14 protein-coding genes are annotated in these 21,921 nt (G+C 64.4%); 9 read left to right on the forward strand and 5 right to left on the reverse strand.

All coding sequences use genetic code 11. The features are described 5' to 3' along the window. The first annotated feature begins 10 nt into the window (after nucleotides 1-10). Nucleotides 11-610 (forward strand): TetR/AcrR family transcriptional regulator, encoded by a 600-nt coding sequence (locus JKG67_RS07665; RefSeq protein ID WP_203336710.1) that lies wholly within the window; start codon nucleotides 11-13, stop codon nucleotides 608-610. 13 nt (nucleotides 611-623) lie between these two features. Here JKG67_RS07665 and JKG67_RS07670 read toward each other — a convergent pair whose 3' ends face one another. The 4 genes from JKG67_RS07670 to JKG67_RS07685 form a co-directional block, all read right to left on the reverse strand. Next, complete coding sequence (locus JKG67_RS07670) at nucleotides 624-1,256, reverse strand: DUF4230 domain-containing protein (protein ID WP_203336711.1); 633 nt, start codon at nucleotides 1,254-1,256, stop codon at nucleotides 624-626. A 280-nt stretch (nucleotides 1,257-1,536) separates the two neighbouring features. Next, nucleotides 1,537-3,168, reverse strand: a complete 1,632-nt coding sequence (locus JKG67_RS07675; protein ID WP_203336712.1) for a DUF726 domain-containing protein — start codon at nucleotides 3,166-3,168, stop codon at nucleotides 1,537-1,539. A 156-nt stretch (nucleotides 3,169-3,324) separates the two neighbouring features. After that, nucleotides 3,325-4,098 (reverse strand): NERD domain-containing protein, encoded by a 774-nt coding sequence (locus tag JKG67_RS07680; RefSeq protein ID WP_203336713.1) that lies wholly within the window; start codon nucleotides 4,096-4,098, stop codon nucleotides 3,325-3,327. A 31-nt stretch (nucleotides 4,099-4,129) separates the two neighbouring features. After that, nucleotides 4,130-5,920: a GmrSD restriction endonuclease domain-containing protein gene (locus JKG67_RS07685; protein WP_203336714.1), complete on the reverse strand. Its 1,791-nt coding sequence runs from the start codon at nucleotides 5,918-5,920 to the stop codon at nucleotides 4,130-4,132. Between the two features lie 221 nt (nucleotides 5,921-6,141). On the opposite strand from JKG67_RS07685, the gene JKG67_RS07690 reads away from it, so the two are divergent. Both JKG67_RS07690 and JKG67_RS07695 read left to right on the forward strand, forming a co-directional pair. Continuing rightward, nucleotides 6,142-7,146 (forward strand): exonuclease domain-containing protein, encoded by a 1,005-nt coding sequence (locus JKG67_RS07690; protein ID WP_203336715.1) that lies wholly within the window; start codon nucleotides 6,142-6,144, stop codon nucleotides 7,144-7,146. A gap of 327 nt (nucleotides 7,147-7,473) precedes the next feature. After that, nucleotides 7,474-9,801 (forward strand): UvrD-helicase domain-containing protein, encoded by a 2,328-nt coding sequence (locus JKG67_RS07695; RefSeq protein ID WP_203336716.1) that lies wholly within the window; start codon nucleotides 7,474-7,476, stop codon nucleotides 9,799-9,801. Between the two features lie 39 nt (nucleotides 9,802-9,840). Here JKG67_RS07695 and JKG67_RS07700 read toward each other — a convergent pair whose 3' ends face one another. Beyond that, entirely contained in the window at nucleotides 9,841-10,728 is an 888-nt protein-coding gene (locus JKG67_RS07700) for a nuclease-related domain-containing protein (RefSeq protein WP_203336717.1), read from the reverse strand. Nucleotides 10,729-10,906: 178 nt separating this feature from the next. Here JKG67_RS07700 and JKG67_RS07705 point away from each other — a divergent pair, with 178 nt between their 5' ends. From JKG67_RS07705 to JKG67_RS07730, 6 genes are all read left to right on the forward strand, one after another. After that, nucleotides 10,907-12,424: a type I restriction-modification system subunit M gene (locus JKG67_RS07705; RefSeq protein WP_203336718.1), complete on the forward strand. Its 1,518-nt coding sequence runs from the start codon at nucleotides 10,907-10,909 to the stop codon at nucleotides 12,422-12,424. After that, complete coding sequence (locus JKG67_RS07710; protein WP_203336719.1) at nucleotides 12,421-13,560, forward strand: restriction endonuclease subunit S; 1,140 nt, start codon at nucleotides 12,421-12,423, stop codon at nucleotides 13,558-13,560. Before JKG67_RS07705 ends, JKG67_RS07710 begins: the two co-directional genes overlap by 4 nt. 3 nt (nucleotides 13,561-13,563) lie before the next feature. Beyond that, entirely contained in the window at nucleotides 13,564-14,646 is a 1,083-nt protein-coding gene (locus tag JKG67_RS07715; protein WP_203336720.1) for a DUF8606 domain-containing protein, read from the forward strand. Nucleotides 14,647-14,655: 9 nt separating this feature from the next. Beyond that, nucleotides 14,656-18,021 (forward strand): DEAD/DEAH box helicase family protein, encoded by a 3,366-nt coding sequence (locus tag JKG67_RS07720; protein WP_203336721.1) that lies wholly within the window; start codon nucleotides 14,656-14,658, stop codon nucleotides 18,019-18,021. A gap of 247 nt (nucleotides 18,022-18,268) precedes the next feature. Next, a complete protein-coding gene (locus JKG67_RS07725) occupies nucleotides 18,269-19,513 on the forward strand; it encodes an esterase/lipase family protein (RefSeq protein ID WP_203336722.1) in 1,245 nt (414 codons plus the stop codon). Next, nucleotides 19,510-21,885 carry a hypothetical protein gene (locus tag JKG67_RS07730; protein WP_203336723.1) on the forward strand — a complete coding sequence of 792 codons (2,376 nt, stop codon included), beginning with the start codon at nucleotides 19,510-19,512 and terminating at the stop codon, nucleotides 21,883-21,885. The genes JKG67_RS07725 and JKG67_RS07730 overlap by 4 nt, the downstream gene beginning before the upstream one ends. The last annotated feature ends 36 nt before the right edge of the window (nucleotides 21,886-21,921 follow it).

The raw sequence follows: 21,921 nt of genomic DNA on the forward strand, positions 1-21,921 counted from the left end.
GGGTTTCTCCATGACCCGCTTGTCCCGCAAGGAGTCGCACGCCCAGACCCGGGAGTCGTTGGTGACGACCGCGGCGCGGCTGTTCTTGGCGGATGGCTACAACGCCACGTCGCTCGATCGGGTGGCTGCCGAGGCGGGCTTCTCCAAGGGGGCGGTCTATTCGAACTTCGCCACCAAGCACGGGCTGGGGTTGGCGGTGTTGGACCGCGTGCGGATGGAGCGGGCGATCTCACTGGCCGAGGCGGTGTCCGGGGTGGAGGGGACCGAGGAGCGGATCGAGGCGTTCGCTGCCTGGGCCGAGGCCAACATCGGCGACGTGGGCTGGACCGCGCTGGAGGTGGAGTTCGCCACCAGCACCCGCCACCTCTCCCCCCTCGCCCCCCACCTGGCGCAACGCCGCCGCGAGATCACCACGCTCGTCGCCGGCCTGATCGAACAACAGGCCGAAGAGTTGGGCCTGACCCTGCCGATGCCGCCCGAGGACGCCGCCGTGCAGCTCCTGTCGCTGGGCATCGGCCTGGGTGTGCAACGCGCCTTCGACCCGGAGCTGCCGGTGCACGCACTGGTGGATCTGCTGCGGTCGATGCTGGCGGCGTCGCGGCCGGCGTGAGTCAGACCAGCGTCTATTCCGTGGGGGCCTCGTCGATGAAGGTCACCTCGATGGCGAGGGCAGCGAACATTCCGATCAGCATCGCCCTGGTGTTCTCGTCGGCTCGCTGCACCAGTTCCGACTCCTGAGCGGCAGAGGCGAGTTTCTCCTCTGCGAGTTTGTAGAACTCCGACTGGTCCTTCACCGAGATCGCGCCGCTGATTCGGTTCGTCAGCCCGCGCTGCTGCGAGAACAGGTAGGTGCGCTCCTGGTCCAGGTTGGGCTTGTCCAGTTCCGCACCGGGAAGTCTGACTTGGACCGACTCCATGTCGTCAGACAACGCCAGGTCACCGCCGGCGAGGCCGGACAAGTCGACGTAGGCATTGACCGTTCCAGCGGCCACGAACAGCGTCCGCTCACCGGCGAGGAAGCTCGGCACCCATCCCGTGTCGTGTTCGACGTCCAGAATGACCTCGAAGTTGCCGACGGCAGCGTGGTACTGGCCGATGTCCTGGATCGACTTCAGTAGAGCGGGCTGACTCCGGTCCGTGGTCGTGGTCTGGAACGGGTTTGAGATGAGGCTGAACTGCGCGGCCACACTGGCCCCGGCGACGAGCACAAGCACGCCGACAAGGACGAAGGCCACGGCCCGAATCGCGATACGCATGATGGATACCTTCCTGGTGAGCGAACGCCTCCGCCACCCAGGGCGCGATCGGCGTCAACAACGTCGTCGTCAGACCTGGCTCGGCTTGGCTTCAGCGTGCAAGGTACGAGCCCCCTCCGACTCATTCAGTGGCCGCGCAGCCCGATCGCCCACAGCGCCGCCTCCGGGCGTGTGACATGCACGCTAGCGAGTCGCGATGCTGGCCGGAGGTGAAATCTCCAACTTCGCCCTCAGCAGGCCCTCCGGGTCCAGTGAGTGCTGCGCTCGGAGGGCACTGCTCCTACCGCAGAATCACGTTCTCGAAGTAGTCCGAGTGGCCTTTGACCTGCTCTGAGACGTCGATGTTCTGCAACTTGTCCTCGATTGGGGTGAAGCCCTTCAACCCGGCCGCAGTCTGACCGCCCTGAGCGACCGTGTACAGCATTTTCAGGACGCGGTCGTTGGTCGAGTGGTAGTTGTAGACTGCCTCATCGACCGCTGCGGTGAGGGTGAACCAGTCGCTCTTGGCGCCGATGGCTGCCCCGAGCAGGTGGGCAGCCTCGAGCCGCGGGCCGCCGGACTTGCTGCTCAGGGCCTGCGCGGCGACCACCATCGCCCGCGCGCCGAGGCTGTGGCCGATCAGCACGTACGACTTCTCGTCGGTCCGGGCGAGGAGATCGGCGACGATGAGGCCGGTCTTCTCGGACCGGCTCTTCGCCACGTGCCAAGGGTTGTGCGCGAGGTCCAGGGCCATGAGGGCGGGTGCGATTGGGCCGATTCGTTTCGCTGCCACCTTCGCTGCCCTCGCCGCGGCGCGCTTGAACGCAGCACCGCCAACGAACTTGGCTGCTCCGCTGCCGCCCAAGAGGCCCAGATTCTTGAGTTCCTTGGCGCCCCAGTGGACCCGGTATACCGGCGAGTCTGGGTAACGCCGGTTGATGAGCTCTCGCCATTCTCCCCAGCCCTTGCCGTTCTGGCTGAGGAAGCCGCTGCACACGATCACAGCGGTGCCGGGACCACCCCGGAGCATCTCGATGTGGAATGACTTGTCCTCACGAACATAGGTGTTAGTGATCGAGGCTCCCAAGGTGCCGCCGAGGGCACCGCCCAGCGCACCGATCACCAGAGTGCCTCCGAGCATCCCGAACCCACCCGCAGACACCGCACCTCCGCCGAGGAGCGCAAGACCAAAGTTCGTGGCTGCGGCGCCCGTGTATCCGCCGATCACCGTTCCAACAGCACCGCCGATGGCGGGGGCTGCCGCCAGCGCGGCGGGAGTTGCCATGAGGAGCCCGCTAAGACCGAGGCCGACGAGCTTTGAAGTACCGCTGAGGTTCCGCTTCTCGAACTCCAGGAACTCGCGGTAGTTGCTCAGGTCGCCGATGGTCTGGCTGGCCTTTGAGAACCCGGGGATCTCGTGTCGATGCTCGGCACAGTAGCGCGGCGTCCGCACTCCACCGCGCCCTCGGACCGCCATGTTCTTGCACGTGGGACCGGCGCAGGGCAGGGTCGGCGAGCCGCAGCCAACGCACAAGTACGACGGAAGCTGGCCAGCGGGCCGTTTGGCCTTCCGGTGGGAGTGCTCACCGAAGCAGGCGGAGCACCAACCGTGCCGGCTCTCGGTGGTCACGTCGCTCGCAACTTCAGCAATCCACTTGGCCACGGTCTCGTGGGCTTTGGCACGCTTCGCAGCAGCCGTCTGTTGTTCCCGATCGGGCAGGCTCACGGACTTGTGAGTGAAGGTGGCATAGGCCCAGGCGTTGCTCGCGAGAGCGCGGTTCTCCACGAACGCGGGGTCCCCTTGGCCGTTGATCTCGGGGTCCTGGTCGTCGACGCTCCCCGTGAGCGTGAGCTCCGGGCCTTGAGCCGATACCACTCGACACTCGATCCGGTTCCCATCGATGACGCGGGCAACAATGCTGACCTTCGACATGCCGCGAAGCCTGCCAGCCTCAGACGCACTGGCGCAACCATATCCCGCCACGACCGCCCCCCGGATCCCTCTCAGAACCTGGCAACCGAGGATCCATGACTCTCCCGATGGTGGATCTGCTGCGGTCGATGCTGGCGGCGTCGCGGCCGGTGTGAGTCAGGTGGCGCGTTCCGCCACACCGGCCCGGAACGCTTCGATCTGCCCGAGGACGTCTTTGGCTGCCGCGGCATCCACCCGGTCGCCGTCCAGGGCACTCAACCACGGGACCAAACTTCGCCCGGGCACGAAGTCCACGCCCTCGAAGTTCCTAGGCTCCCCCAGCCGTTGCGCTTCCGCGCCCCACAGCACCACCACCGCACGGACTTGGTAGGCGGCGCCGCGCTCTCGATGACCGCCTCGCTCCCGCTTCAGCAGCGTGTGCACGACCGCGACTGCTCGCCCGCGGGCACGCTGGGCCGCCTCGACCATGCTGGCTCGGTCCGTCTGGTTTGTCGTCGAGCGCCACTTCGAGTCGATCGCCAGCACGCCACCGGCTCGGGTGACCACCAGATGGTCGATATCTCCCTGCTGCAGTGGGATGCTGTCGACCCAGCCCCAGATCAGCTTCTTGCGCTTGGCGCGGCGCAACTCGGTGCTGGTGTTCTCCTCGCCCCACGCTCCACGCAGGTGTCGCATGGCTTCGCCGTCCGTGACGATGAAGAGCGTCGCCACCATGGCGACGACGACGAACACAGAGAATGCATGCAGTACGCCCATCAGGTACCACTGGGTGGGCCCGGGGTCGTAGACACTCCACAGGGCCCAAGTCCCGAGGCCGGCGACGATCGCGAACAGCAGGACAACAGCGATAAGCACCAACGTGTTGCGGCCCAGCCAGCGAGTGAAGCGGCCGCGCAGCTCTCGCCTCGGGTAGGGCCGGACTCTAGACATGGAGCAGCCTCTCGCAGGGGCCTTCTCGAGCTCAGAGGGAGTCGTAGTACCGACGGATGAGTGCAGCCATGAGGATCCGACGTGCGGCGAGGAACTCGCGGTAGTTGGCAGCGGTGACGTCTCCGATGAAGTCAGGTATCGCGTTCTCGACAAGGTTTTCCTGCAGATCCGCGGCATCGCTGATCTCCCCCAGCCGCAGTGCCCCGGTCTCGATCTGTTCGGTGACCCAGGGAATGTACTGGGCTGGCGGCCGGTCGCCGATCGCGATGTTGATGGCAGTCTCGGTCAGCGCGAAGTTGGCTACCTGGTTGTAGTCGCCGGACTTGGGGTAGCCGTTCTTCTGAAGATGGTTCTTGGGGACGATGTGGTGGATGTCGCCGCGGTGTTCGATCATCGACGAGACCTTGATGGTCTTGGACAAGAACCCACGCCCACCGAGGACCACTCGAGCCGCAAGGTAGGTCTGGAAGTATGGACTGCGTGAACTGGGGGTGTTGAGGTTCTGCGGAAGCGTTGCCGTCCAGAACCCGTCATCGAGTTGCGACTCTTCTAGAACCTTGAGGTAGTTCAACGCGCCTTGCTCACTGATCCGCCGCAGGTCGGTCTCCCAGGTGGTCTCGAAGCTGCCGACGGCACGTCCGGTCAACAGCGTGAGCACGAACCACCTCTTGACCACGCGCTGCCGCTCCCCCTCGGACAGGTCGCGATCGGCGCGCAAGCGCAGGTACAAGGCGTACGCGAAGTTGAGCGCGTTCTTGGAGGTGATCATGTCGGCGTCGATGAATCCGGCAGACTTGATCAGCATCAGGAAGTTCTCGAAGTGGTACCTGCGGACGAACTCGTCCAGCGCCCCGGCGAAACGCTGGTAGGCACCGGGAATCAGTCTCTCGTCGATCTTGCGGGTCGCCGGGTCCAGCCCGGACAGTTGGCTCACCAACGACGACGCCTTGCCGCGGCTGAAGCCGACCATTCCAGCGACCCTGATCATGTCGGTGTACGACGGGTTGTAGAGGTCGACGCTCTGGTCCTTGAGCCAGGAGATCTTGCTGAGGTGTTCGGAGGCAGCGAACTCTTCATCGTTGTCGCGAATGTCTTCGTAGGCGTGCGGGGCCACCGCCAGGTGGCAGAAGTAGTCGATGAGCTTGCGCAGGTTGCGGCCTTCGTCGCCGTATGTCGCGATCTTGCTCATCGCGAAGTCCGCGCTCGACAGCGGCACCCCCTTAGAGTTGATCCTGACGAAGATCTCAGCGACCGTCTCGACATCCAGATCGTCAGCGAGCGAGATCACGCCGACTTGCGCGTGCTGGATGGCGGCGAGTCGGTTGATGGCACGTTCGACTTGGCCGGGGTCGACGTCGGGGTTGCGTTCGACGTACTCCCGCACGAACGTGAACTGGCTGGTTTGGGAGAAGAACTCCGCGATATCGCCAATCCAGGTGCTGCTCTTCTTGATGGCCGCGCTTTGGGTCTCGAACTCCTCGGTGACAGGGTTGAAAGCGATCTTGATCCGCTTCTTCGCGTAGTTCTTGTCAACCACCGTCTGACCATCGACAGCCGCGCGCAGCGCCGTCACTCGTTGCTGGCCGTCGATGAGGATCTGCTGGTGCTTGGCGACCTGGCCACCTTTGAGCTTGGCGCCCACCGATTGCCAGGTGATCAGGTACCCGACCGGGTAGCCGTTGTAGAGCGAATCCATCAGGTCTCGTACCTGACTGGTCTTCCAGACGAATGGACGCTGCAACTCCGGGATGGCGATCGAATCGCTACGAACCTGCGCGAGCAGCTGGCTCACCGCAGTCTGCTTGACCTCGTACTTCGTCATTGGGACCAACCTCCGAGTGCCCTCACCTGGCCGTGCCGGTGACGCTACCGGGGTTCGGTGCCGGGCGGGCCGTAATGGGGAAGCCAACTGCTCGGACGATCCCGTGCGCCTCAACCCGCTAGCGGAGCGGTTGGACGGGTGGACGGTCCTGAAGAATCCACAGTGCGTGTCGTTGGTCTCCATTACCTTGCTCCCCAAGGCCGACGTGTCCGAGCAGGACCGTGAGCACAGGCGCAACTACCCAGCGCGGGAACAGCGGCACAGGGAGGAACTCCATGGACTACGTTGCAATCGACTTCGAAACTGCGAACTTCTACCGGGGATCGCCGTGCGCGGTCAGCCTCGCTCGCGTCCGTGACGGCCAGGTCGTGGACCAGCAGACGTGGCTCATGCGACCACCCGAGCAAGTCGACCACTTCGAGCCATTCAATGTCCACATTCACGGCATCACTCCCGAGATGGTCGCCCATGCTCCGCGGTGGCGCGACGTGCTTCCGCGGCTCGTCGCCTACGTCGGCGACGATGTCCTGGTTGCCCACAACGCAGGCTTCGACACCGGAGTGATCCGCTACGCCTGCGCTGTCGACAACATCGCCTGGCCCGACATCCGTTTCCTCTGCACGATGGTCCTCGCGCGCCGGGCACTGCCACTTCCCTCCTACCGGCTCCCGTACGTCGTCGAGGCCCTCGGCGGCCACATGGGAACACATCACGACCCGACCGACGACGCTCGAGGCGTGGTCGCCATCGTCAGCGGGCTCGCTACGCGCACCCAGTCTGCAGCCGATATCCACGAGCTCGCGTTCGCCCATGGAGTCCGGGTGGGGCGCATGTTCGCCGGTATCTACGAGGGCAGCGTGTGCACGCAGACTGGCGGCTCGTACGGGTTGACGATCCCCGATGTCAATCCCAACGCAGACCCCGACGGCTACCTGTATGGCCGGGAGGTCGTATTCACCGGCACGCTCATGGCAATGCGCCGCCAAGATGCCTTCGAAGCAGCTGCGCGCGTCGGGGCAGTCCCGGCCAAGAACACCACCCAACGGACCAACGTGTTGGTCGTGGGCGACATCAACCCCGCAGTCCTTCGCCCCGGATCGAACCTCACCGGTAAGGCTCAGAAGGCCTTCGCGCTGCAAGAGAAGGGACAGGACATCGAGGTGATGACCGAGGACGACTTCCTCCGGTGCCTTGATGGCGGCACCGCTGACCTTCGAACCCTCTGATCAGTGACTCGAGATTGGACGGGGAACAACGACGTGTGGTCGGGGAAGGGCGGTTGGACTCTGACCGCCGACCTCGACCAGCTCACCTTGTCCAGAAACGGTGCGCACGAGGTGTTCGTGGGCGTCGATGCCTCCCGCCTTTGTGTTCGGCGTGGCTGGTTCCGCAGTTCCGTTTCGGTCAAGGGTTCCGACCCGAGGAAGCTGCGTGGTCTGCGACGGCGGGAGGGCAGGGATGCTCAGTTTGCGATCAACCGAGCCGTGGTCCGAGGGAAGCTGGGACCACAGCTCGCACTCGCAGTGGAGGGTAGGGCGTCCTTTGAGCACCTTGTGGACTCCCACGTCGCCAACCAGCGCTGGATCGCACATGACACCGCTCAACATGTCCTCGCTGGCCTCCCGACGAAGGGTGAGGTGCTGTCCCAACTCACCGCGGCCGAGATTGCGGCCCTCGGCGACTCCCTGACCGCGGCAGAGATCGAGTCGCTCGACTTCCTCGACGGCGACCACCGAGCAAAGATCGCGGCCACCAACCACGACATCCTGCAGCGTGAACTAGCCAGCAGACGCGACTTCTTCGACAAGGTCGAGAAGTCGCCCCTCACCGACGAGCAAGCAGGCGCAGTGGTCTCCTTCGACAACCGAGTGCGCGTGATCGCGGCGGCCGGATCGGGGAAGACCTCGGTGATGGTGGCCCGCGCGGCCTATGCGATCGAGCGTGGTTTCGTATCTGCCGACCGCGTTCTCATGCTCGCTTTCAACACCGACGCCGCACACGAGCTCCGGGAGCGGGTGAGCACTCGGTTGGGCGCGCTCGGGCTCTCGTCTGACGGTTTGACGGCCAGCACATTCCACGCGTTCGGACTCTCCGTCATCGGCCAGGCGACCGGCCGTAAGCCGCGGATCGCTCCGTGGGTTGAGAGCGGTCAGGACGCCACGAAAGTGGAGCAGATCGTCGACGAGTTGCGCGATTCCTCCCCTGGCTTCCGATTCAAGTGGGACGTCTTTCGCCTTCTCTATGGTCGCCTCTCTGAGGAACCTGACGGCGGGGCGCCCGACAGCTACGACAGCTCCTCGCGGCTGACAGGCTTCCAGACCTATCGAGGCGAAACCGTCCGCAGTGAAGGCGAGCGACTCATCGCCGACTGGCTGTTCCTCAACGGGGTCAACTACGAGTACGAACGGCCGTACGCCTTCGACGTCGCCGACAGCGAACACTCCCAGTATCGGCCGGACTTCTTCTACCCCGACGCTCAGGTGTGGCACGAGCACTGGGCCCTTCGAGCGGATGGCACGGCACCTGAAAGCTTCGCTGGCTACAGCGACTCGATGCGGTGGAAGCGGCAGGTTCATCAGCGGTGCGGCACGACGCTGGTCGAGACGACGTGGCACGAGATCATCAACCTCAGCGGTTTCGAAGCCCTGGCGGCGGAACTCACCGGGCACGGCCTCACCCTCGATTGGAACCCTGATCGGCCGACCCCCGGGGCGAAGCCTCTTGAGCACGAACGCCTCGCGCGGCTGGTGCGCACGTTCATGTCACATGTGAAGTCCGCGTCGCTGACCCGCCGCGACGTGGAAACTCGCCTGCGCCAGCAACCGCAGCGAGCCAACCCTCGCACCCTGCTGTTCCTCGACCTCTACTGGCAGATTCACGACCGTTGGCAGGCAGCTCTGCGCGCCGCGGACGCTGTGGACTTCGATGACATGCTCTTGCAGGCAGCCGAACTCGTCGAGCGAGACCCGAGCCTTGCCCGCTATGACCTCGTCATGGTTGATGAGTTCCAAGACACCAGTCGCGCCCGGGCTCGACTGACAAGAGCCCTCCAGCAGGGCGAAGGCAAGCACCTCCTGGCCGTGGGCGATGACTGGCAGGCGATCAACCGCTTCGCCGGAGCGGACCTATCGCTGATGACGAACTTCGCTTCGTACTTCGGGCCCACTCAGACACGACGCCTGCAGACGACCTTCCGATGCACTCAAACGATCGCCGACGTGGCCAGTCGCTTCATCTCACGCAACCCAGCCCAAATCGCCAAGGAGGTGCAGGCTGCACGCGACAAACAGGGAGCGCCCGTCACCATCGTGCGCCTTGACGACCGCGAGTCGATCTCGAGCGCACTTGAGGAGCACCTCACCAGACTCTCCGCCGAGTCTCCGGGCAACAGTGTCGACGTGCTGGGCCGCTACCGATTCGAGCGCGATCTGATGCCGCGACGACGGTTCCCGAGTCTCACGGTGACCTTCCGGACTGCACACAGCGCGAAGGGCCTAGAGGCCGACCACGTGATCCTTCCCAACCTCACCACAGGCATCTACGGATTCCCGAGCCAGATCATCGATGACCCGGTTCTGGCCCTGGCGATGTCGAACGAGGACGACTACCCGCACGCGGAAGAGCGTCGCCTCTTCTACGTTGCCCTGACGAGGGCACGCCACACTGTCACGATCTTCACCGTGACCGGCTTGGAGTCACCGTTCGTCGTTGAGTTGCTGAAGGACCCAGGAGTCCGGGTCACTACCGAGACCGCGGCAGCAGCTGATGTACAGGCCTGTCCAGGCTGCGGCGAGGGGACCCTCGTGCGACGAGAGGGTCGCTACGGGTCATTTCTTGGGTGCAGCCGATTCCCAAGGTGCCGCCAGACCCTCCGACTCTGAAATGCCTGCCTACGCCGCGGACTCCCCGCCTTCGGGTCCTCAGGCAGGCGGGAAGTGATCGGCGAGGAGTTGATGGACCGCGGCTACGTCAACGACGATCTCGTCTTCGCTGGATTGGTTGATCACTTTCGCGAGCCGCTTGGGCCAGAGGACGTGGACTGCCCGGGTGGCGAAGGCGCCCCCGATCAGCGGGAAGTCTGCTTCGACAAAGCAGAGCGCACCGGTGACGGGCACGTCGCCGACGACATCGCGGACCAGGCCGACCTGCTTCAGTACGCCGTCGACGAGTTTGGTGCAGTCGCGGCGGCCCACCAGGAGCTTCTCGACGCGAGGCCGGAAGATGCCGCCCTCGACCTTGAGGGTGGGTCGGGCCTTGTACTTCTTGGCATCGACGACCCAGACCCCCGTGGCGGTGATGACCATGTGGTCGATGTTGGCCTTGGTGCCGGGGATGCGCCGGTCGTGCAGGACTGCAACCGAATCGGAGGCGAGCCCATCAAGGCGGGCACCGAGGCGCTCTTCCCCGACGGCGCCGGTGTCCCATGCCCTCGTGCTCTGCTTCTCCTCCGACAGGGCGACGGCGAGGCCCCCCAGCCGTCCCCATTTCTGGCGGAGTCGCTCCTCGTCCCTGGCTTTGCGTCTTTCGTACTCGCGACGCGCGGACGCCCCCGCTACCCCCGCCTTCTCGGCTGCCACGGCCTCCTCGACTGCTTCAGTCTCCTCGACTGACGCTTCGGCCACTGGTTCCGTCTCCGTCACCGCGGCCTCATCTTCGGTCGCGCTCGTGCAATCCAGACAGCGCACGGTCTTCGAAACGCGCTCATAGATCGCCTCGGTCCGTGCGGCCAGTTCCGTTCCGCAGAGGCGACAGGCTCCGGCGTAGCGGAGCTTCATGCGCTTGTCGGCAACGTCGCCAGGCTCGGGCATGGCTGGCACGCTATCGGATGGTCCCGACGCTCCATGGCGAAGACGAACTCTCGATATCACTGGTGCAGATCCGTCGGACCGTCGTGCCATGCTGCCCGGCTGCGCTGGAGGGACCAGAGCGGCAAGGAGGTATCCAATGCCACGATCCACACCCGGCACCGACGCTATTGTTCCTCGTGTGATCACCGGTGAGTTGAAGAGCAAGATCGACCGCGTCTGGGACTCGTTCTGGTCTGGCGGGATCAGCAACCCGCTCGAGGTGATCGAGCAGATCACCTACCTGCTCTTCGTCCGGCGCCTCGACGACCTCCAGGTCCTCGCCGAGAAGAAGGCGCGCGTCACCGGGGGCGTGATCAACGACCCGGTGTTCTTGCCCGGACAGTCGCACCTGCGGTGGAGCCAGTTCAAGAACGCCTCCCCCGAGGTGATGCACCGGACCATTGCCGACGACGTGTTCCCGTTCCTCCGCACTCTCGGCACTCAGCTCGGCGGCGACGGCTCCACCTATAGCGAGCACATGAGGGACGCCCGGTTCACGATCCCCACCCCGGCGCTGCTCAGCAAGGTCGTCGACCTGCTCGACGACATCCCGATGACGGATCGCGACACCAACGGCGACCTGTACGAGTACCTGCTGTCCAAGATCGCCTCGGCCGGGGTGAACGGCCAGTTCCGTACGCCGCGCCACATCATCGAACTGATGGTCAAGATGACTGCGCCGAAGCCGAGCGACGAGATCTGCGACCCTGCATGTGGCACCGCCGGCTTCCTGGTCGCTGCGAGCGAGTACATCCGCGAGACGCACGCCGATGCCCTGCTCGACGCCACGCAGCGGACCCACTTCCACCGCTCGATGTTCCACGGCTACGACTTCGACTCGACGATGCTCCGTATCGGCAGCATGAACATGCTGCTCCACGGCATCGAGTCCCCCGACATCCGCTACCGCGACTCCCTTTCCGAAGGCGCAAGCGAGGACGCCGAGAAGTACACCCTCATCCTCGCCAACCCACCCTTCGCAGGGTCGCTGGACTACGAGTCGACGTCCAAGGATCTGCAGCGGGTCGTGAGAACGAAGAAGACTGAACTGCTGTTCCTGGCACTGTTCCTCAAGCTGCTCAAGCCCGGCGGCCGGGCCGCGGTGATCGTCCCCGACGGCGTGCTGTTCGGGTCGTCCAATGCACACAAGTCGCTACGAAAGGCGCTTGTCGAGGACCAGAAACTCGACGCCGTCGTCAAACTGCCGAGCGGCGTATTCCGCCCGTACGCCGGCGTCTCGACCGCGATCCTCTTCTTCACCAAGACCAACTCCGGCAGCACCGACAACGTCTGGTTCTACGACGTGCGCGCCGACGGCTACTCCCTCGACGACAAGCGCAACCCGATCGAGGCCAACGACCTCCCCGACCTACTAGACCGCTGGTCGAGCCGCCCCATCGCCGGTCGAGTAGCGAGCGCCAGCGATTGTATCGAGACCACCTGGCCCGAGTTGTCCCGTGCCCGCACCGAGCAGTCCTTCCTCGTACCCAAGGCTGACATCGTCGCCCAGGGCTACGACCTCTCCCTCAACCGCTACAAGGAGATCGAGTACGACGAAGTCGAGCACCGCACCCCGCTGGAGATCATCGCCGACATCGAGACGCTCGAAGAGGAAATCGCAAAGGGTCTCGCGGAGCTGAAGGCGATGCTGTCATGAAAGTCACCCCCCTCGCCGAGCTTGTGCGCCCTGGCGGTCGGAGGGCGGGCACCGAGACGGACTTGCCCGTCTACTCGGTCACCAAGCACGCAGGCTTCGTGCCGAGCCTGGAATACTTCAAGAAGCAAGTATTCAGCCGCGACGTCGCGGGCTACAAGCTCGTCAACCCGGGTGACTTCGCCTACGCAACAATCCATCTCGACGAGGGCTCGATCGGGATCGCGCCGGAACGCAGCCTCATCAGCCCGATGTACACCGTTTTCAAGGCCGACGACTCGCTGGTCGACCCGGGATACCTGATCCGATTCCTCAAAAGCCCCCGCGCGCTCGCGCACTATCCTCAACTCGGCAAAGGCGCGGTCCACCGACGCAAAGCGATCTCCCTGGCAGCGCTGGGCGCACTGCCAGTGCCCCTCCCGCCCCTCCCCGAGCAGCGCCGCATCGCCGCGATCCTCGATCACGCCGACGCCCTCCGCGCCAAGCGCCGCCATGTCCTCGCCCACCTTGAGGACGTCGGCCCCGCAATCTTTCGGCAGATGTTCGGGAACCCGGTCACCAACGACCGCAACTGGCCCCTCAAGCCTCTCTCAGAGCTCGGCACCCTGGACCGAGGAGTATCCAAGCATCGGCCTCGCAATGACCCGGCCCTACTGGGAGGTGCGCATCCGCTGATTCAAACGGGTGACGTCGCCAACTCTGGTGGATACATCAGGAACTTTCGGGCCACGTATTCCGATGTCGGCCTCGCGCAGAGCAGGATGTGGCCAGCAGGGACGCTCTGCATCACCATCGCCGCGAACATCGCTAAGACAGGCATCTTGACGTTCGACGCGTGCTTCCCTGACAGCGTTGTCGGTTTCACCTCGAGCCCTGAGTCGTGCACCTTCGTCCAAGCGTGGCTTGGATTCCTGCAGGCGGTTCTTGAGGCATCAGCCCCACAGTCCGCTCAGAAGAACATCAATCTCGCGATCCTACGACAACTGAAGGTTCCAGCCCCGGGCGACGACCTCTTGAAGGAGTTCCACGAGCGCATACGCGCCGTGAAGGAGCAACGAGCCAGCACCAGCAGTGCGCAGGAGGCGCTAGACGGGATGTTCGCCTCCCTCCAGTCCCGCGCCTTCCGAGGGGAGCTGTGACCGATGTCGGTTGAGATGCGGATGTGGCGTATCGACGGAGACGACCCGCGCCCCCTGACGGCGTCGGTGCTCCCAGCGGAGAAGGATCTGCACGAGTTCCTCAAACGCGACCCGTCGTTGCTCGGCGAGCGTCTGCTGGTGATCGGCAGCGAAGTGATCACGCCGTACGGGTCACGTCTCGACCTGCTCGCTGTCGATGCTGACGGCAACCTGCACCTGCTGGAGCTCAAGCGCGACAAGACACCGCGTCAAGTCGTAGCTCAAGTGCTCGACTACGGGTCGTGGGCATCGACGCTCTCGCGCGACGACGTCATCGACATCGCCGACAGGCACCTCGACCAGCCTTTCGAGGCCGCGTTCGAGGACGTCTTCGGCAGCGCGCCACCAGACGAGCTCAACAGCGAGCTCAGCCTGACTATCGTCGCCGCCGAGCTTGACGCCAGCTCCGAGCGGATCGTCAACTACCTGCGCGACTTCGGTGTGCCGGTGAACGCCGTCTTCTTCTCCTACCTCGAAGATGACGGACGCCGCTACCTTGCCCGATCGTGGCTCGCGGCATCGGCGGAAGAGACGTTAGCCAAGACGACCGGAAGCAAGAAGAGCAAGCGAGCCGCCTGGAACGGCAAGGACTGGTACATCTCCTTCAGCGGCGGTGACCGCGTGTGGGAGGACGCGCGGCAGTTCGGCTTCGTCTCGGGTGGTGGCGCGAAGTTCTGGTCCCAGGACATGCGGTCATTGCCGAAGGATGCGCGAGTCTGGGTGAACGTGCCGCCCATGCGATACGTCGCGGTCGGGCGAGTCTTGGCGCCGGCCACCCGCTTCGAGGACGCCCAGGTGCGTAAGGGTGACAGCTGGATACCTCTAGCGAGCCAAGCCCTGCAGGGCAACTACCCCACTGACCGGGAGACCAGCGACGACGATGCCGAGTGGGTGGCGCCGGTTGAATGGATCCATGCTCGCCCGCTCGACGCTGGATTCTGGGAGAAGGGCATGTTCGCCAGCCAGCACAGCGCCTGCAAACTCCGTCAGGAGTTCACCCTGCAGCGCCTCGCCGACCACTTCGGTCTCGACGAGGACGGCGAGTGACTCCCCGGCATGGGTAACTTCGCCTTCGTCCGCCAGACGCTGCCGTCGCTCCACGACGACTGCGCCCGGGCTGAGTCATACCTGGCCTCCGACCCGCGCTCGGCCTGCTTCTACAGCCGCCGAGTGGTCGAGGAACTGGTGGGCTACCTCTACGACGTACTGTCACTGCGTACGCCCTATCGCGACGACCTCGCCGCGAAGATCAACGACGCCGCGTTCAAGGCACAGGTGCCGCAAGGCATCACGCAGAAGCTGACGGCTATCCGTCGCATCGCCAACACCGCCGTCCATGAGAATCGGCAGATCCGTCCCGACGTGTCGCTGGCCGTGCTCCGCGAACTGTTCCACGTCGTCGTGTGGGCGTCGTACCACCACTCCCCCAAGCCCGGCGTCGTGCCGCTGCAGGCGCAGTTCGACCCGAAGGTCGCCGCCAAGGCGGCTCCCCTGTCGCGCGAGGAGGTCGGGCGACTCGCAGCGAAGTTCAGAGCACAAGACGAGGCCCACGCCCGCGCGCTCGCCGAGAAGGACGAACGGCTCGCGGTCCACGAGGCCGAGATCGCCGAGCTCAAGGCTCAGATCGCCGCGGCACAGGCAGCAGCAGCCCCGGATACGCGCGACTACGACGAGGCGGCCGCACGCGACCTGTTCATCGACGTCCTGCTGCACGAGGCCGGGTGGGCGCTGGGTCAGGAGCGCGACCGCGAGTATGAGGTCGTGGGAATGCCCAACGCTGTGGGCAAGGGCTTCGTCGACTATGTCCTGTGGGGCGCCGACGGTCTCCCGCTCGCGGTGGTCGAGGCCAAGCGCACCTCCAAGTCACCCGAGGTCGGCAAACAGCAGGCCAAGCTCTACGCCGACTGCTTGGAGACGCAGTTCGGACGTCGGCCCGTGATCTTCTACACCAACGGCTATGAGCACTGGCTGTGGGACGACGCCGGTGGCTACCCGGCGCGTGAGACCCATGGGTTCTACACCCGCGACGAGTTGGAGCTGCTGATCCAGCGCCGCCAGACCAAGCTCACCCTGTCGACAGCGCCGGTGAACACTGACATCGCCGGTCGGCCCTACCAGGTGCGCGCGATCAAAGCAGTCGGCGACGCATTCGACCGCAAACAACGCGAGGCGCTCCTGGTGATGGCGACCGGGTCCGGCAAGACCCGGACCGTCATCGCGCTCGTCGATCAACTCCAGAAGGCGAACTGGGCCAAGCGGGTGCTGTTCCTCGCCGACCGCAAGGCCCTGGTCAACCAGGCCGCCAACGCGTTCAAGACCCACCTGCCCGGCTCCACCACCGTCAACCTGGTGGCCGAGAAGGTCACCGACGGGCGGGTCTACGTGTCGACGTACCCCTCGATGATGAACCTCATCAACGAGATCGACGACGGCACTCGTCGCTTCGGGCCGGGCTACTTCGACCTGATCGTGATCGACGAGGCCCACCGGTCGGTCTATGCGAAGTACGGCGCGATCTTCGACTACTTCGACTCGCTCCTCGTCGGCCTCACGGCGACACCCAAGGATGAGGTCGACCACAACACCTACCGGCTGTTCCACCTCGAGGACGGTGTCCCGACCGACGCGTACAGCCTCGACGAAGCCGTCGAGGCCGGCTACCTCGTGCCGCCCAAGGGCGTCTCGGTGGGCACCAAGTTCCTGCGCGCCGGCATCAAGTACGACGATCTCAACGAGGACGAGAAGGAGCAGTGGGACACCCTCGAATGGGGTGATGACGCAGCCTCAACTGGAGATGCGCCCGACGAGGTCAGCGCCGAGGACCTCAACCGGTGGCTGTTCAACGAAGACACCGTCGATAAGGTGCTCGCCACCCTCATGCTCGACGGACACAAGGTCGCCGGCGGGGACCGGATCGGCAAGACGATCATCTTCGCCAAGAGCCAGAAGCACGCCGAGTTCATCTCCCAGCGTTTCGACCTTGCCTACCCCGAGTTGGCGGGTCACTTCGCGAGGGTGATCACGCACGGGATGCCCTACGCCCAGTCCCTGATCGATGACTTCAGTCAGAAGGACAAGGCGCCCCACATCGCGATCAGCGTCGACATGCTCGACACCGGGATCGACGTGCCCGAGGTCGTCAACCTCGTCTTCTTCAAGATGGTGCGCTCCAAGTCGAAGTTCTGGCAGATGATCGGCCGCGGCACCCGCCTGTGCCCCGACCTGTTCGGCCCCGGGGAGGACAAGCAGGACTTCTTCGTCTTCGACTTCTGCGGCAACCTCGAGTACTTCAGTCAAGACCTCCCCGGGTCTGAGGGGTCGACACAGAAGTCGCTGGCTGAGCGGCTGTTCGAGGCCCGGCTCGGCCTGGTCACTGCGCTCGGCGACGACGAGCCGGAGCTGCGGGCAGCCACCACGACGACGCTGCACGAGATCGTGTCGGCGATGAACCTCGACAACTTCGTGGTCCGCCCGCACCGCAAGGCTGTCGAGCGGTTCGCGACGGCCGATTCCTGGGGTGCGCTCACGCCGGAGGACGCCGAGGCGGCCTTCAAACTCGCCGGTCTGCCGTCGGCGGTCCGCGATGACGACGAGGACGCCAAACGCTTCGACCTGCTGATCCTGCGCCGACAGCTCGCCCAGCTCGACGGCGACGCCGTCCTGGCCGAGCGGCTTCGCGAGACCATCCAGAACATCGCAGCCGCGCTGCTGGGAAAGACCGCGATCCCGTCCGTGGCCGAGCAAGCCGTGCTCATCGAGTCGGTCGCCAGCGACGAGTGGTGGGTCGATGTCACCCTCCCCATGCTTGAGATCGCGCGTCTGCGGCTCCGGGCCTTGGTGCGCTTCATCGAGCGCACGACTCGCAACCCGGTCTACACCGACTTCGAGGACGAGCTCGGGCCCACAACCGAGATTCACCTGCCCGGGGTCACTCCGGGGACGAACTTCGAGCGCTTCCGCGCCAAGGCAGCGGCGTACCTCAAGGAGCACGAAGACCACGTGGCGCTGCAGCGCCTCCGTCGCAACAAGCAACTCACCGCCGAAGACCTCACGTCACTCGAGGAGATGCTGGTGGCATCAGGCGGCCAGCAGGTCGACATCGCGTGGGCCGATCAGCAGACCGGCGGCCTGGGACTCTTCGTGCGCTCCTTGGTCGGCCTGGACCGCGCGGCAGCGGCCGAGGCATTCGCGCGCTACCTCGACGGCTCAAGGTTCTCGGTCGAACAGGTGAGATTCGTGAACCAGATCGTCGACGAACTCACCGCAAACGGGGTCATGGAACCCGGACGCCTGTTCGAGTCGCCCTACATCGACCACGCCCCCACCGGCCCGGAGTTCTACTTCCCTGACGCGGACGTCGAGGTCATCGTCGACACCCTCCGCCACATCAAGCGGACCGCTGTGCCGGACGAGGTGGCCTGATCCGCTGACTGCTACACCGCAACGTGTCCGACTCGCTTCCGGGGCCCGATCGGGACAGAGATCGGGGTCCCAGGCTCGCTGGGGTTCCATGTCGCAGCGCTGCGGGTGAGGGGCGCGAGCCGTTTCCCCCTTGACGCAGGGCTGCGTTGCGAGAGCGCCTCGTCCATAGCGAAATCTGAAACGGTCCGAAGAACCAGCCGCAGGATCCACTGATTGGCACTAGCCTCGTGCACGCGAGAGGAGATGCATGGGGAAGCTCATCACAGATCAAGTGGAGTTGGACAAGCGGTCTTTCAGCACAGATCCATTCGTCGTCCTGACACGGCCGGATCGCGAAAGGCCTCGCGGCGTCGTTGTCATGATCCACGGACTTGCCGGTTCCGGCTTCGCAACCTGGAGAACCCTCCCCGCTCATCTGCTTCAGTCGCAGCAGGCCAACGTTGACGTCGCGATTCTCGACTACCGGAGCGCTTGGCGTGCACTGAGCAGGAAGCCAAAGCTGGAGATGGTCGTCGACCTTCTCTACGGCGAACTGCAGGCCCTCGACTATGAGTCGATCGTCCTTGTCGGCCACAGCATGGGAGGTCTCCTGGCGGCCTCCACAGTCCGTCACTGGAGTTCGGTCCTGAACCCCCAGACCGGTATCGAGCGGGTGGCTGGGATGATCTACGTCGCATCGCCACGAGCTGGCACGAAGTGGCTCGTACCCACACGGGAACGTCGCCTCCTCAAGCGTCACAGTGCGGATCAGCGTCTCAACGAGAGGTTTCTGATCGATCATGTCGATCCAACAGTTGGCCGCAAGGGTGTCGGGCCGCGAAAGATCCCGAGCTTCACAGCGACCGCTAGTCGTGATCGATTCGTCGGGAGGTGGAGTACGGAACTCGGCATCCCGGTCGGCCAGACGCGCGTCTTCGATGGCAGCCACAGCGGGGTCCTTGCCAATCCCACGCTCCACGGTTGGCTCGATGAACGGATCTCGGAATCGCTCGCAATCCACCGGCTTCCTCTGGGGCCCGACGTGCTCGCCGCAGGCCCTACGACGCAGTTCAAGGGCGATTCAATGAATGGCTCTTGGGAAGACGCCTACCTCGGCGCCCTCCTCCGTCACCGGAACACCCATGGTGTCGTTTGCCGAGATGTCGCGGAATCGGAGAGCGACATCGGACTCCGGATGCGGGTGGTCTCAGACGAGTCGGTCGCCGGGGGTGAATGCCGCGCAGACCTTGTACAAGATGTAGCCGATCACGACTGCAGGCGGATCGGCGCTCTGGGCATCGCGACATACGGTCAAGACCCGTCATCGATTAAGACCGTCCGAGAGATCGCTGGAACAGCGGACAAGAGGTGGCTAAAGGCGACATCAACGCGTGGAGAGTTGGAGGACGAGATGGCGAGGTGGCTCGAGCGGCTCGCGATCAATCCCATTCTGAGCACAAGAACTCGCGCCGCGGAACGACACGACCTAGGCCACGAGGGGAGCCTCCTGTGAGCACAAACATGCGATGGATCGCGGCACTCTTGGCGAGCAACGCCGTCGCCGTGCATCCAAACTTTCGCTCAACGGATCCTTCGTCGCTCGAAGCGGTGTTGGCCGGACACTTCTTGGGCCGCTCGCCCGGCGCCACCGACTACCTCAATTCGGATGAGTTCAAAGCTGCATCAGCCAATGACCCCGCCGGCGCGTCATTGCTCGCTGCGTCTATCGCAGCAACCACCTTGGGCACCGTTCCGCAGGGCATCAAGGAACTGGAGCGCCTTGTAAGCAAGGGAACCGATACGGCGATTACGACCTGTGCCGCGCTGATCGCGTCCACGGCACTCATGGACTTGGATGACGTTGAGTCGGCTCTCCGGGTGCTCCGCAAGGCGCTCGACTTGACCGCTCAGGCACCAGGAGACGGATTGCTGCGCGCCGTGCTCCTGCAAGGAATCGCACACAGAACTTGGGACGCAGGCGAGGTTGGCACTGCCGAGGCGGAGGAAGCTCTCCGCAACCTTGACCATTTCGTGCCGTCCACGGTTCCCACCTTTGAAGTGAGTCGTCGCGTCGCAGGTGGATCACACGCAATCCTGGCCGAAATTGAAGACCTCATCCGCGACGCATGCCATTCATATGCTGTGGCAGCCAGCCCGGACATGGGCGCGCGCGTCGAGCGCATCGCGGTCGAACGTCCGACCATCTACAAGCAGGTCGAGCTTCGGGCAGGAGGATCCTTGGGAGACATGCAGGACCGCTCGTTGCTGGCCTCACTTGAGGGATCGCGGAACTCAATCACTTGGCGCAACGAACGCGGCGACGAGGCCGTCGTGCATGCGCTATACGTCTTTGAGTTCGCGGGCCACCCCCAGGCTCGCTACTATAGACAGTTGGCCGGCGTTGTCCGTGGGTTGATGGCGTTAGGCGACGGTGAACGCTGGCTTCTGCGGGAATCGCTGCGGCTACTACGTCACGCGGGGGCAAGAAAGCACGTCGATGCCCTTCTCCGAAGACTCGATTACTACGGCCCGCTCGAAGTCCTCAAGGAAGAGACCTACCAAGTCGCGCAACAGTGCACGCGAATCGGACAGCTCGACGAATGCAACCTGCGCGTCCTCGCCGTCGGTGCGGCTTGCCTCGATCCAGTCTTGGCTAAGGAACTCCTTGCAAGACTCATGGCTGTCCGACATGTCGCGCCGGTCCAACGTGGATTCGGATGGCAGTCACACGGCACCCGAATCGAGACCCTATGGCCCGCGATCTTTGCCGTAGCGGCGTCAGCAGAACGTCTCGACGAGGCAGCCGTAACGTTCATCGAGGACCTCAGTCACACTCCCAGCGCCGATCTGGACCCCTCGTATGCACGGTCCTTCCCGCAACGGTCGAAGCTCGCTGATGAAACGCTTGTGGCGTTCGCGGCATGGGCAGAGTCTACTCAATCAGCCGAACTTCCTGAGTCGGCGCAAGCCGCGCGTGACCTCGCGGGCCATCCGTTGGTCCCGCCCCTGCCGACGAATCCGTCCCTCGGCGAGATCAGGCGTACATTGAACGCCGCTCTGGCCGCCGAGGGGTGGCCGTCCAATGCAGATCTCGGCGCCATGGAACCGGTCCTCAGAGACAAGATGGACCAGATCCGGAGTTCGGCCTCCAACGGCACATTCACGTTCGGAGGAGTTTCAGCAGCGGCGCTGGCGGTTGTAGCGGCTGAGTTCGGTGCGAACCTCTGGACCGAGATCGCTGCGTTCATCCTTGATCCAGCCGTTGCGCGACAGGACAAGACAGGAGCCTTGCATCGGCTGTCTCGGGCAGGGGAGAAGGTTCCAGCTGACCTCATCAAGACCTTGCGAGACCAGGCGCGCGATCTCTTGGAAGGCCACAGCACCTTCCGAGAGAGCCCGCTCGATCCCTTCCCTGAAGGACTCCAGGTCTTGGGTTCTCTGCGTCTTGCGAGCGACGGGGATCTGCTCGTACTCCTCAGTCAACTCCTGGGGAGTGGCGAAGACGGGGCACGGTATGAAGGGGCCCAAGTGGCTCGTCAGTGGGCGATGTCCGGGATGAGCGAACCGTGGCTGGAGGTACTGCTCATCTCCCTGAGCCACTCGGCTGATGATGAGGTGAAGGGTGTCGCGATGAATGCGCTCTGTCACCTTGACTCGGGTGGAGATGGATTGACCGAGGCTGCCGAGCTTCGAGCCCTGCAACTCCTCCACGGCGACGGTTCGCTAGTGCCGCGGCAGGTCCTCAACGGACTCAAGGATGGTCCACGACGCCTAAGCGCGGCGACCGAGCGACGAATCGAGCACATGGCTGCCCAGCACGTCCATAGAGAAGTCCGCGACCTCGCACGGACGGTGCTTGCGACGAATCGCGACAACCGGGCATGAGTCGGAATGTTGTGATCGATGGTGTCCGCAGAGCCT

Source organism: Nocardioides limicola, from assembly GCF_016827675.1.
Lineage (GTDB): Bacteria > Actinomycetota > Actinomycetes > Propionibacteriales > Nocardioidaceae > Nocardioides > Nocardioides limicola.